Below are 13,185 nucleotides of genomic sequence, written 5' to 3'. Positions count from 1 at the left end.
TTTGTCTTAGATAAACTTATTGGCTGAGCGGTAGTTCATTGCTAATTTCTTAATCTGCGTCAATAAACTACCCTTGCAAGTGTCGAGCGAGACTTGTCGAGCGATTCCGCATCTTGGAGGCGGCGACTTGCCGCCTTGAGCAAAACTTTTAAGTGTCTAAGGGAAGCGCATTAGCTAAGCGGTAGTTACTTCGACCGTACCAACAAAAGAAAAACCGTTCGATGCCATTAGCACGAACGGTTTCTTTTTATATTATTTTAGCCTTAAATCAGATTTTAACAGAAATTGCATCAAGGCTCTTTGGAAGCTCACTTTCATCAGCAGAAATCAAGAATGTGAACTTTGTTTCGGACTTAGCTGCAAGAACATTAACTTTTGTGATAAAGTCCGCAAGCTTATCGAAATCATTACCGCAAATCTTGAGTGTAGAATCTACAAGAACATCTGTTACATCGTAGTTACCTGCACAGATACCGCTAAGGAAACCAAAGAATGCGTCATAACCTGTGATAGCATATTGATCTGTGTCAATAAGTCTTGCCTTATGAGTAACATCATAAGTAAGCTTTGCACCCTTTTCTATGACAACAACATTGCCATTTGATGCTGAAACAGCTTCATTTGCGAGAGAGATGAGTTTCTTAGTTTTGCCCGAACCTTTTTTGCCTATGATTAGAGTTACCATTGTAACGCCTCCTTATAAATTTAACCGCATATGCGGAAAGATTACATTATTATTAAAATTATTTAAGTCTTGCCTCAAGAGCCTCTTTCTGAGCCTCATATCCAGGCTTGCCGAGAAGTGCAAACATATTCTTCTTGTAGCTCTCAACACCAGGCTGGTCGAATGGATTAATACCCATCGTATATCCACTGATAGCGCAAGCCTTCTCAAAGAAGTAAATGAGATAGCCAAGCTCTGCTTCGCTTGAATCTTCAATTGTAAGAATTACATTAGGAACTCCGCCGTCTGTATGAGCAAGAACTGTTCCTTCAAATGCCTTCTTATTAACGAAATCCATAGTCTTACCACTAAGGAAGTTTAAGCCGTCAACATTCTCTGGGTCTGTGCCAAGAGTAACATCTTGCTTTGGTTTATCAATAAGAACAACTGTTTCAAACATTGTACGAGAACCGTCCTGAATGAACTGTCCCATAGAATGGAGGTCTGTTGAGAAAACAACAGATGCTGGGAAAAGACCCTTATTGTCCTTACCTTCACTTTCGCCGAAGAGCTGCTTCCACCACTCGTTCATAAGAGTGAATGCCGGCTCATAGCTTACAAGAAGCTCAATAGCCTTACCCTTGCGATAAAGAATATTTCTGATTGCAGCATATTTATAGCAATCATTTTTTTCGAGATCACATACAGAAAGCTCCTCACGAGCCTTTGCAGCACCAGCCATAAGAGCATCAATATCAGCGCCGGAAACAGCGATTGGAAGAAGTCCTACTGCTGTAAGAACTGAATAACGGCCACCGACATCATCAGGTACAACAAAAGTTTCGTAACCTTCACGGTCTGCGAGCATTTTAAGAGTACCCTTTGCCTTATCAGTTGTGCAGAAGATTCTCTCCTTAGCACCCTCTTTGCCATACTTGTTTTCAAGGAATTCTCTGAAAACTCTGAAAGCAATAGCAGGCTCAGTAGTTGTACCGGATTTAGAAATCATATTGATAGAAACATCTTTGCCCTCACAGATTTGAAGAAGTTCAGAAAGAGCAGTTGAGCTAATGCTGTTACCTGTGAAATAGATGTCAGGAGTATCCTTTTTCAATGCGTTGTAGTTCGGGGACTTCAAGAATTCGATAGCTGCACGAGCACCGAGGTAAGAACCACCAATACCGATAACAATAAATACCTCTGTATTCTTCTTAATTCTTTCAGCAGCAGCCTTAATTCTTGCGAATTCGTCCTTATCATAATCAACAGGAAGGTCGAGCCAACCAACAAAGTCATTGCCAAGACCTGATTTGTTGTGGAGCATTTCGTGAGCTGCCTTAATCTGTGGAGCAATTGCTGTATACTCACGGTCAGCGATAAAATCCGAAACATGCTTAACGCTTAATTTTGTTGCCATAATTAAAATATCCTCCTTTTAAGTTAGCAGGAAATTTGGCGAAACGCTTATCCAAATAAGATATTTGAAAAACAAAGTTGCCTACTATTCCCCATCCCTTTATAATTTATTTTACAATATTAAAACGATAATTACAAGCCTATTTGAACATTTTTTATAAATTTATTAAAATGCATCTAATATTAAGAGCAAAATTATCTCATAATTCTTCAGAACAACTTTTAAATTTTCTTATCAAAATAAAATGCACAGCCTTTGTGCAATATGCCTCAAAAATTTAATACTTTTTGAGATACATATTATAAAGCTGTGCATTTAAAGTAATCTTAAATTTTAATTAATCTTCATCGCTATCTTTGTTAAGTTCTCCGAGAAGTTCTTCGGCGCTTGCACCTTCCATAACTCTCTTGAACTCATCACCGCTCATTTTTTCGTTACTGATGAGGAATTTAGCGACTTCGTGAAGTCTGCCTATATTATTCTTGAGAATTTCTTCTGTCCTACTATAGCCGGTTGTGATAATATCGCTGACTTCCTTATCAATCTTAGAAGCTGTAGCCTCTGAATAATTCTTTGAATGACCAAGTTCCTTACCCAAGAAAACATTACTGTCATCTGCTGAATACGCGATAGGTCCGAGAGTATCACTCATACCATACTGTGCAACCATTGCGAATGCAAGCTTTGTTGCTCTCTCAATATCATTAGACGCACCTGTTGAAATATCTCCAATAATGAGTGCTTCTGCAACTCGTCCACCAAGAAGAACAACTATATCCTCTTTCATTTCTTTCTTAGAACGATATGACTTATCTTCACTTGGCAAGGACATTGTAAATCCGCCTGCCATACCTCTCGGAATAATTGAAATCTGATGAACCGGGTCCTGTGTCGGACAGAAATATGTTGCGATTGCGTGTCCTGCCTCGTGATATGCTGTCAATTTCTTTTCAGCATCACTCATTACTCTCGATTTCTTTTCTGCACCGACAACAACCTTGATTGTTGCTTCCTCAACCTCAGTCATTGTAATAGCCTTAAGGTCTTTTCTTGCAGCAAGAAGTGCAGCTTCATTAAGGAGGTTTTCAAGGTCTGCACCTGTAAAACCAGCTGTAGATTTTGCAATAGTTTTAAGAACAACATCAGGAGCAAGAGGCTTACCCTTTGCGTGAACCTTGAGTATTTCTTCACGACCCTTTATATCAGGTCTGCCAACAATAACCTGTCTATCAAAACGACCTGGACGCATAAGAGCCGGGTCAAGAATGTCAGGACGGTTTGTTGCGGCAATCATAATTACGCCTTCGTTAGCACCGAAGCCGTCCATCTCAACGAGAAGCTGGTTAAGTGTCTGCTCACGCTCATCGTGTCCACCGCCAAGACCTGCACCACGCTGACGGCCTACAGCATCAATTTCATCTATGAATATGATGCAAGGGCTATTTTTCTTAGCCTGTTCAAAGAGGTCACGAACTCTTGACGCACCGACACCAACAAACATTTCAACGAAGTCTGAACCTGAGATTGAGAAGAACTGAACGCCTGCTTCACCTGCAACTGCTCTTGCAAGAAGGGTTTTACCTGTTCCCGGAGGGCCTACAAGCAAAACGCCCTTTGGTATTCTTGCACCAAGTTCATTATACTTTTTAGGGTCTTTGAGGAACTCAACTATTTCACGAAGTTCTTCCTTTTCCTCGTCAGCGCCTGCAACATCGGCAAAGGTTGTCTTACGCTTTTCATCGGAAATGCTCTTGATTTTAGCCTTTCCGAAGCCCATTGTTTTGCCGTCGCCACCCATACCATTAGACAGCTTTCGCATAAAGTATATCCAAAATATTACTAATGCACCAAGCAATATGATATTCGGCAGTAAATCTATCAGCCAAGAATTTTCTGATGCTCTGATATGGTCATACTTCATCGGGTCATCAGGATGCTTCTCATTATACTGGTCAACATATGGGTTGATTTGGTCAAGGAAAGTTGTAATGCTTGCAGCTGTTGCCTTGACAACAGTGCCTTTTTCATCATTTAGCTTAAGTTCAATAGCACCTGTACCGAAATTTACTGTATATTCCTTAACCTTCATATCCTTGAAGTAATAAACTATCTCGGAAGTAGTAGGCTGTTCTGTTCTCTGAGAACTGAAAATAACTGCAATAATTATTATCAGAACAATCGGAATACCAAGATAAATCAGTAGATTTCTTATGGTTTTTTTATTATCCAAAATTTCTGCCTCCTTATTTTTGCATTGTTATATTAGTTTATCGTAAATTGTGAATAATTTCAAGTAGTAAACTGCTTAAAATAGCGATAAACATCTATTTATTTTAAGAAAAAAGCTGATTTATTCACTTTTTTCATAAATTTCTCTTTTAAGGATACCAACAAAGGGAAGGTTTCTATAATGTTCATTATAGTCAAGACCATAACCTACAACAAATTCATCAGGGATTTCACAACCTTTGTAATCCGGAATTATATCAAAGTTTCTTCTTGCCGGTTTATCCAAAAGCGTGCATACTGTAACTGATTTTGCATTCTTTTCTTCAAAAAGATATTCTCTAAGCTTATATAGTGTACAACCTGTGTCGAGAATATCATCAACTACAACAACATTCTTTCCGTCAGCACTTGCCGAAATATCCTTTAGAATGTTAATCTTACCGCTCGAAACTGTTGAACAGCCATAGCTTGATGCCTGCATAAAATCAACCTCACAAGGGATGCTCAGTTTTCTCACTATATCTGCAAAAAACATAAAACTGCCTTTAAGAATACAAACCATAAGCAGATTTCCGTCTTGATTTTTTCGGCTTATATCTTCTGCAATTCTACTTGTCAGTCTTTCTATATCGTCACAGCTAAGCAAAATCTTGGATATATCATTTATCATAGCCTTACCTCTATTCATCTATGTATATTATCAAAACCTTTTGAGTAGTATCTTTAACGCAACACTGCTCAGAAACGCCTATTCCCTCTGCCCATAAAATATTATTTTCATCGGCAAGCAAAATAGTAGAATCACGCTTTTCAGCGGGAATTTTCATTTCAGACATAAGCTTTCTGAGTGGCTTCGTAATTCCTCTGCCCTTCGGTGCAATGAAATCTCCGGCTTGTCTATTTCTGAAAATGACTCTACTGGGTATTGTATCATAATCAAGCGAAATGGTAAATAAACTTTTTGTAAACTTTGCTCTCTCAAGAAATTCCTTTATATTAATCAATTCTGTTCGTACATTTTTATTACATATCATCGCTGAATCATTGATAAATACTGGAATTTCTGATATCTTTTCATTCTCATTCAAAAAGCTTTCTCGATAAATTCTGAATATTCCCTGACTTGAAATAGCCATAATATCATTTTTAACTGAAACAGCACCACCATTTTTAATAGCTTTTTCAATAAGCTCTATATGAACACTTTCAGGCTCAATATTTTCCCTACTGCAAATAATCTCAATCACTCTTGCAAGAACGGGCTTATCAAGCTTTTTTAACTTTTCGCACGAATAACCATTCTCAATTTTGCTTTCTGATAGTGCAATCTGAGCAGATTTTTCTATAAATTCATCAAGCTCTTTCATACTCTTAGAAAATCTCAGAAAGGCTTCTTCTATTGAGGGATTTATTCCTCTTAGAACTGGTACAATATCAAGGCGAACTTTATTTCTTGTATAAAGTCTTTCGGAATTTGTGCTGTCATTTACATATGGAATATTATGAGATTTGCAGTATTCCTCTGTATCTGCTCTTGAGGCAAGAATTAGCGGTCTTATGATATTATCACGCTTAGGCGGTATACCTCTTGCACCCTTTATGCCACTGCCTCGGCTTATATTCATAAGTATAGTTTCCATACTATCGGTTGAGGTATGAGCAGTTGCGATTTTTGCACCAAGCCTTGTGGCATTTTTATTCAGGAAGTCATACCTAACTTGCCTGCCGCATTCCTCACTTCCGAGATTTCTTTCGGAAGCGAGCTTATTTATATCACATTGTAGAATAAAAAGCTCTACACAAAGCTTTTTGCATAGTTCACGAACGAAATTTTCATCACGAAAGCTTTCGTCACCTCTCAAAAGATGATTTATATGACAAGCATAAATCGTGAGAGAAAAGCTTTCTCTTATAGACATCAAAGAGCAGAGCAGTGCTGTTGAATCTGCTCCGCCCGAAAGTGCAACTATGATTTTATCTCCATTTTCAATCAAAGAATATTCTTTGATAGCTTTTAATAATTTATTCTCCACGGCTTAACTCCTGTGCAGTATAACGCATATATTCGCCCTGCCAATGTAACGGCACCGAACGAGCTTCACCATGACGGTTCTTTGCAACAATACATTCACCGCTGTTGTTATCCTTCTCTTCATCATCGCCACTGCCTATATTATCGTAGTAACCCTCACGATAAAGGAACAAAACAATATCTGCGTCCTGCTCGATAGAACCTGAATCTCTTAGGTCAGAAAGCTGTGGTTTTCTGTTTTCACGCTTTTCGCTTGCACGAGAAAGCTGTGAAAGTGCTATTACAGGAATATTAAATTCCTTAGCAAGAGCTTTCAGACTTCTTGTGATTTCACTTATTTCGTTTACACGACTTTCAGTTCTTCTTGAACCGGACATAAGCTGAAGATAATCAACTATTACCAAGTCTACATCTTTAAGTCGTCTAAGCTTTGCCTTTAACTCCGGAACAGATATACCCGGTGTATCATCAAAATACATTTCTGTTTTTCTAAGCACATCGCCAGCCTCAATAAGCCTTGCCCAATCATCGTCTTGAAGCTTTCCTGTACGAAGCTTTGTACCTTCTATCATACCTTCTGTTGAGATAAGTCTTGAGGCAAGCTGTTCTCTTGACATTTCGAGCGAGAAAAAAGCTACTCTCTTTTTAACGCTTACAGCAACATGACGCATAATATTCAACGCAAAACTGGTTTTACCCATACCGGGTCGAGCCGCAAGAATAATAAGGTCTGAACGGTTAAGTCCTGTTATGACATTATCGAGTGTACCTATTCCCGTAGGAATAGCTCTCATCTCAGAGCTTTCAGGAGAATTCAGTATATCTATTCTATCAAGAACATCAAGAATAATATTATCAATTCTTTGCAAGCCTGTGCGGCTGCTATTGTCATCACGAATATCAAAAATGCTCTGTTCGGCAGAATCTATTAGCGTAGAAACATTATCTCCATATTCAGAAGCATTATTTATGATTTCTCTTGAAGCTAAAATAAGTCTGCGTCTTTGATAGCTATTCTTAACAATTTCAGCATATTCAGTAATATTAGACCTTGACGGCAACATCTCTGAAATTTGATATAGATAGGATTTGAAAGAAGCATCATCATAGTCTTTTTGCTGTTTTAACTTTTCAAGAATAGTGATAACATCTATCGGCGTATTCATAACGAAAAGCTCTATCATCGCAGTATATATGGAACGATGTGTTGCAAGATAGAAACATTCTGCCTGCGGAAGTATCTGGATAACTTCCGCCATACATTCTCCGTCCATAATTATAGTTGCAAGAACGGCTTGTTCTGCTTCAGGGCTATACGGAAGATTCATACCGTCAACCGAAGATGAAACGGAATCTATATCCGCCATTTATAAAGACCTCCCAAAATTAAAGCTCTGTTACAGATACCTTAAGCTTTGCAACAACTCCGCCGAAAAGCTTAATTTCGCAATTATAAATACCGAAAGCCTTAATATCGCAATCGAGTGAAATTTTTCTCTTGTCGATAGAGAAATTATATTGCTTTTTAATTTCAGCAGCAATTTCCTTGCTTGTTACAGAACCGAAAAGTCTGCCACCTTGACCGGCCTTTGCTTTAAGCTCAAGAGTTACATCTTTTAGCTTATCAGCAATAGCCTGTGCCTCTTTTGTCTGTTGTTCGATTTTATATTGTTTGGATTGCTCTGCATTTTTGAACTCATTAAGAGCCTGTGCATCAGCAAATCTTGCTAAATTTCTTGGAAATAAAAAGTTTCTTGCATAACCGTCGCTTACATTAACAAGCTCTCCCTTTTTTCCTGTTCCCTTAACATCTTGCAAAAGCATTACTTTCATTACTAATCTAACTTCCTTTCTCATAACTAAAGGCTTTGTTTATAAATATTTTATAAAGCTATGAACCTTTAAAATTTTATTATAAATCAACTTTTATTTATACAGCAGAAAATTCTACTGATAAATTACCAAATGGGCGAACAAAGTCCGCCCTTAAATGATATATAAACTTTCTATACAAACTCAGTATTATCACTGTGATTCGGCAACTGTTGGCTCAACAGCAGGCTCCGCTGGATTATGAACCTGTTCACTGTTTATAGAGCTTACTATTTTTACAAGCTGTTCTCTTGCCTCTTCCATAGTTACGCCCTTTAGCTGAGTAGCTGCCATTGTCTGATGACCGCCACCGCCCATTTTTTCCATAAGTACCTGAACATTTACATCACCGAGTGAACGAGCAGAAATATTTATGCAGTTCTTTGTTGGAAACATTACAAATGACGCCTTGACATTTTCTATACCAAGAAGCTCATCTGCAGCTTGTGCTGCAGCCACTCTGATATCAGAGGTTTCTTCATCTGCACAAGCTATTGCATAGAAATTAAATATCTCTGCCTCACTAACAAGCTTATACTTAGTCTTATATGTACTGATTGAGTTAGAGAATAATCTCTTAACCTCAACCGTATCCGCTCCTTTTCCTCTCAAAAATGCCGCTGCCTCGAAAGTTCTTACTCCTGTACGCAAAACAAAGTTTTTCGTATCAAGCATAATTCCTGCGAGAAGCGCCTCTGCTTCAAGCCTTGTGAGGTTATCACTGCCTAAATATTGTATAAGTTCTGCAACCATCTCAGAGGCTGATGAAGAATAAGGCTCGTGATAGAAAATTATCGCATTTTCTATATGATTAACCATCATTCTATGGTGGTCTATTACAACAACTCTCTTGCATTTTTTATAAACCTTTGCAAATTCAAGAAAGCTTGGTGAATGTGTATCAACAACAATGAGAAGCGTTCTTTCAGTTATCTCATTAAGTGCGGTATGCTCATCTATAAAAACATCAAGTGAGCCGGTTTTTTCTATATTAGAAATTACTGAACCCGCAAGGCTTTGTTGTTTATTTATGGCAATAAATGCGTCCATATCCATACCCTTTTGTATGGTACTCCACATACCAACAGCCGCTCCCACACTATCTAAATCTGAGAAGCGATGTCCCATAATAATAACCTTATCGCTTTTTCTTATTTGTTCTTCAAGTGCCGCAGAAATAACTCTTGTTCTGACTTTATCCCTTTTTTCTACACCTTTAGAAGTACCGCCAAAGAACTCATAGCCCTCACCATTGTTTACTGCGGCTTGGTCGCCGCCTCGTCCATGCGCCATTTCGAGAGCCTGTCTTGCGCGAAGCTCACATTCCCTTAGATTCTTTCCACCACGACCTACGCCAATAGATATTGTCGCACCCGAAACATCATTTATTCTGATATTTCTTATAGTTTCAAGAATTTTAAACTTCTGCTCAATAAGTGCCTGAATATTTCTTTCTTCTATAACAACAAGGTACATATCGTTCTTTTCAAGCTTTTTATAAAAGCCTTTCATACCTGCCGCCCATTCTTGAAGTTTACTTTCTATAAATATAGAAATCTGGTCGCAGACATTCTCATCACTTGCTCTTTCTATTTCACTCTTATTATCAAAATCAATAAGGGTTACAATAGGTCTGGAAAGCAAATATTCATCAGAATTTGCCTTATATAAGCTATTATCAATGAAGTATATTATTCCGCCATTCTCAGCAAGAACCCCAAATGCAACATACCACTTATCATTATAATGCACATCTATGCCATCGTGATTAAAATAATCTCTTATATCTTTAGACTCTATAAATTGTGACGCAGTTTCTCCAATTTTTTCCTCGTTATTACACATACCTTGAGTAAATTTCTTATTACACATCATAATAACGCCATAATCATCAACTACAACCGCCGCAACGTTTATAAGATCAATCGACGACTGATTCATAACTGAAAAAGCACTGGAAGCACTTTTTATAATACGTCTGACATAGTTACCAAATTTATATGTGCTAAGAAATACGGTTGCCGCAGACGCTATTGCCGCAAGAAGTTCAATTATAAAAATAGTTGTATTATAATAGTAGGAAACGCCTGCCATAACAAACATTACAATAGAAAATATTATAAAGACAGGTGTTGTCACCCATATTTTTTTATTCAAGACAGTCGCCTCCAATCAAATCAGAATCTGCACAATTAAATCTCCATAATTACAGGAAGAATCATCGGGCTTCTTCTTGTTTTATCATATAAAAGCTTGGAAAGCTCGTCTTTTATCTTTGTTTTCATAACGCCCCATTCACGGACATTTTCATTATAGCAATCATCAAGAATATCCTCAACTCTTGCCTTGATATTATCCATAAGCGGTTCGGCTTCTCTTACATATACAAAACCTCTTGAAACTATATCAGGGCCGGAAACAACATGACCGTCCCCGGAATCTATTGTCACTACAACTACAATTAAGCCGTCCTGTCCGAGATGTTTTCTATCTCGAAGAACGATACTTCCGACATCTCCGACACCAAGTCCATCAACAAGTACCTGTCCAGCAGGAACATCAGGAAGTTGTTTTATATAATCTCTGTTAAGTTCAATTACATTTCCGATATTTCCGATAAAGACATTTTCCTTTGGAATCCCCATCTGATAAGCCAATTCTGCGTGTTTTTGCAAGTGCTTCTGCTCACCATGAACCGGAATAAAATACTTAGGCTTGGTAAGTCCCTGAATAATTTTAAGTTCCTCTTGGCAAGCGTGTCCTGAAACATGAACTTCATACATAGATTCATAGACAACATGGCAGCCATGTTTAATAAGTTCATTAACAACTGCTCCAACAGTTTTTTCATTACCGGGAATAGGATTAGCTGAAATGATTATAAAGTCGCCAGGACCTACTGCAACCTTTCTATGGTCCGAATAAGCCATTCTCGAAAGTGCAGACATAGGTTCGCCCTGACTTCCAGTAGTAATGAGAACTATCTGCTCCTTTGGGTATCTGTTGAGCATATCAATATCAATGACAACGCCATCAGGAATATCAACATAGCCAAGCTCTGTGGCAATAGTCATATAGTTAATCATACTTCTGCCTGAGAAAGCAACTTTTCTGCCATGTCTTGCAGCACACTTAATAATTTGCTCAACACGACCAATATTTGATGCAAAGGTTGCAATTATAATTCTTTCCTTTTCAGCCTCTCTAAAGAACATTTCAAAGGAATTTACAACTTTTTGCTCTGTGACGGTATATCCGGGACGCTCTGCATTTGTAGAATCAGCCATAAGTGCAAGTACACCCTCATTGCCAAGCTCTCCAAATCTTGCAAGATCTATCATATCGCCTGTTATAGGTGTACAGTCAATTTTGAAGTCACCTGTATGGATAATCGTTCCGCCGGGTGTATGAATAGCAAGACCTACTGCGTCAGGAATAGAATGGTTTACATGAATAAATTCTATTGTCATGCAACCAAGCTTTATTTTCTGACCTGGCTTTACTATATTCATCTTTGCCTTTGACTGAAGATTATGCTCCTTGAGCTTACTTCCGACAAGTCCAAGAGTAAGACTTGTGCCATACATCGGAAGATTAACCTTTCTTAATAAGTAAGGCAAAGCTCCGATATGGTCTTCGTGTCCGTGCGTAAGAACTATACCCTTGATCTTATCCTTATTTCGCTCTATATATGTGAAGTCTGGCAAAACTAAATCTACGCCAAGCATTTCTCCATCGGGGAATGCCATACCGCAATCAAGCAAGAACATATCTCCCTCACACTCGAAAAGTGTGATATTTTTGCCGATTTCGTTAAGTCCGCCAAGGAATGTAATCTTAACGCTTGGAAGCGGTGAATAGCTTCTTCTTTGTCCCTTTCCCTGTGGAGTTCTTTTCTTAAAAGCTTTCTGCTTTTGGTCAGCCGACTGAAAACGACCCTTTGAAATCTGAACTGACTGTCTATCTGGATTATTATTAGAATTAATTCTTCCGAAAAGTTTTGCAGACGAACCCTCTATCATAGCCGCCTTACTCTGCTGTCTTCTTTCATACGGAGAAAGCGACCCTTGTCTTTGGGGCATACTTCGACCTGTCCCTCTTCCCTTTCTCTGAGTGCTGCCTCCTTGAAAATCGCCGAGGGATTGGTTCTGCTTATTATATTCTGATGTCACTAAAAATAACCTCCATCTTTATATTTATTTTTCCGAACAAAATCAGTAACTTAATTCTACTCCGCAAATGCGATTCTGTCAAGTTTATAGAAATAACCAAAAGCTCAGTTATAACTATCAAAATATACTTTATTCAATCAATAGCTTGCTAATTATAGGCTTATTATATATAATATATCTCGAAAGGATTGATTTATTTGAAGAAAATAGAAATCTTTACAGATGGTGCTTGTAGCGGCAACCCCGGACCGGGCGGTTTCGGTGCAATTCTTAGATATAATGAACACACTAAAGAAATTTCCGGCGGCGAGGCTGAAACCACAAATAATCGTATGGAACTTCGTGGCGTTATAGAGGCGCTCAAAGCCCTTAAGGAGCCTTGCGAGGTTATTATTACAAGCGATTCAAAGTATGTATGTGATGCTGTAACAAAAGGCTGGGCAAGGTCTTGGAAAGCTCATAACTGGATAAAAAGCGACAAGAAAAAGGCTCTCAATTCCGACCTTTGGGAAGAACTACTCAACCTTCTTGATAAACATAGAGTTAAATTTGTTTGGGTTAAAGGTCATGCTGGTCATCCGGAAAATGAACGCTGTGATGAATTAGCTGTTGCGGAGGCAGCCAAGTTTAAAAAATAGTATTAACATAAAATAAGCTATTTATTAATAATTGAACTAAATGTTAGAACAAAACATTTCAGATGCAATGCCGGTCAAGAGGTATTTTGGAATATGACCTACAGCCAGAAATTGGTTAAAAGAAAGGAAAACACATCTTCATTATGTATTGCATTAAGCCT

General features: G+C 38.2%; 10 protein-coding genes. 1 reads left to right on the top strand and 9 read right to left on the bottom strand.

Features of this window, described 5'->3' with window-relative positions:
- Positions 1 to 268 precede the first annotated feature (268 nt).
- From ACLU24_RS05120 to ACLU24_RS05080, 9 genes are all read right to left on the bottom strand, one after another.
- Complete coding sequence (locus ACLU24_RS05120) at positions 269 to 685, bottom strand: hypothetical protein (RefSeq protein WP_412610789.1); 417 nt, start codon at positions 683 to 685, stop codon at positions 269 to 271.
- Positions 686 to 743: 58 nt separating this feature from the next.
- Positions 744 to 2,081 (bottom strand): glucose-6-phosphate isomerase, encoded by a 1,338-nt coding sequence (locus ACLU24_RS05115; RefSeq protein ID WP_022264195.1) that lies wholly within the window; start codon positions 2,079 to 2,081, stop codon positions 744 to 746.
- 337 nt (positions 2,082 to 2,418) lie between these two features.
- On the bottom strand, positions 2,419 to 4,311 hold the full coding sequence (gene ftsH, locus ACLU24_RS05110) for an ATP-dependent zinc metalloprotease FtsH (protein WP_412610787.1): 1,893 nt from the start codon (positions 4,309 to 4,311) through the stop codon (positions 2,419 to 2,421).
- A gap of 120 nt (positions 4,312 to 4,431) precedes the next feature.
- Positions 4,432 to 4,980 carry a hypoxanthine phosphoribosyltransferase gene (hpt, locus tag ACLU24_RS05105; RefSeq protein WP_412610786.1) on the bottom strand — a complete coding sequence of 183 codons (549 nt, stop codon included), beginning with the start codon at positions 4,978 to 4,980 and terminating at the stop codon, positions 4,432 to 4,434.
- A gap of 10 nt (positions 4,981 to 4,990) precedes the next feature.
- Entirely contained in the window at positions 4,991 to 6,343 is a 1,353-nt protein-coding gene (gene tilS / locus ACLU24_RS05100; RefSeq protein ID WP_412610784.1) for a tRNA lysidine(34) synthetase TilS, read from the bottom strand.
- On the bottom strand, positions 6,333 to 7,709 hold the full coding sequence (gene dnaB, locus ACLU24_RS05095) for a replicative DNA helicase (RefSeq protein ID WP_412610782.1): 1,377 nt from the start codon (positions 7,707 to 7,709) through the stop codon (positions 6,333 to 6,335). The genes tilS and dnaB overlap by 11 nt, the downstream gene beginning before the upstream one ends.
- Before the next feature lie 19 nt (positions 7,710 to 7,728).
- The gene (rplI, locus tag ACLU24_RS05090) at positions 7,729 to 8,175 is read right to left on the bottom strand and encodes a 50S ribosomal protein L9 (protein ID WP_412610781.1); all 447 of its coding nucleotides are present in this window, start codon (positions 8,173 to 8,175) and stop codon (positions 7,729 to 7,731) included.
- 192 nt (positions 8,176 to 8,367) lie between these two features.
- Complete coding sequence (locus tag ACLU24_RS05085) at positions 8,368 to 10,371, bottom strand: DHH family phosphoesterase (protein ID WP_412610779.1); 2,004 nt, start codon at positions 10,369 to 10,371, stop codon at positions 8,368 to 8,370.
- Positions 10,372 to 10,406: 35 nt separating this feature from the next.
- Positions 10,407 to 12,236 (bottom strand): ribonuclease J, encoded by a 1,830-nt coding sequence (locus ACLU24_RS05080; RefSeq protein WP_412610971.1) that lies wholly within the window; start codon positions 12,234 to 12,236, stop codon positions 10,407 to 10,409.
- Positions 12,237 to 12,583: 347 nt separating this feature from the next.
- Between ACLU24_RS05080 and rnhA the strand changes: the two genes are divergently transcribed.
- The gene (gene rnhA / locus ACLU24_RS05075) at positions 12,584 to 13,024 is read left to right on the top strand and encodes a ribonuclease HI (RefSeq protein ID WP_412610778.1); all 441 of its coding nucleotides are present in this window, start codon (positions 12,584 to 12,586) and stop codon (positions 13,022 to 13,024) included.
- Positions 13,025 to 13,185 lie beyond the last annotated feature (161 nt).

Source organism: Pseudoruminococcus sp., assembly GCF_047012705.1.
Classification (GTDB): Bacteria; Bacillota; Clostridia; order Oscillospirales; family Acutalibacteraceae; genus Pseudoruminococcus.
This window is presented reverse-complemented; position numbering and strand designations above follow the sequence as displayed.

Bases quoted from the DNA above. Each gene is read 5' to 3' on its own strand.
- ACLU24_RS05120 (WP_412610789.1), bottom strand. From the start codon at position 685: ATGGTAACTCTAATCATAGGCAAAAAAGGTTCGGGCAAAACTAAGAAA.
- ACLU24_RS05115 (WP_022264195.1), bottom strand. From the start codon at position 2,081: ATGGCAACAAAATTAAGCGTTAAGCATGTTTCGGATTTTATCGCTGAC.
- hpt (WP_412610786.1), bottom strand. From the start codon at position 4,980: ATGATAAATGATATATCCAAGATTTTGCTTAGCTGTGACGATATAGAA.
- dnaB (WP_412610782.1), bottom strand. From the start codon at position 7,709: ATGGCGGATATAGATTCCGTTTCATCTTCGGTTGACGGTATGAATCTT.
- rplI (WP_412610781.1), bottom strand. From the start codon at position 8,175: ATGAAAGTAATGCTTTTGCAAGATGTTAAGGGAACAGGAAAAAAGGGA.
- ACLU24_RS05080 (WP_412610971.1), bottom strand. From the start codon at position 12,236: ATGATAGAGGGTTCGTCTGCAAAACTTTTCGGAAGAATTAATTCTAAT.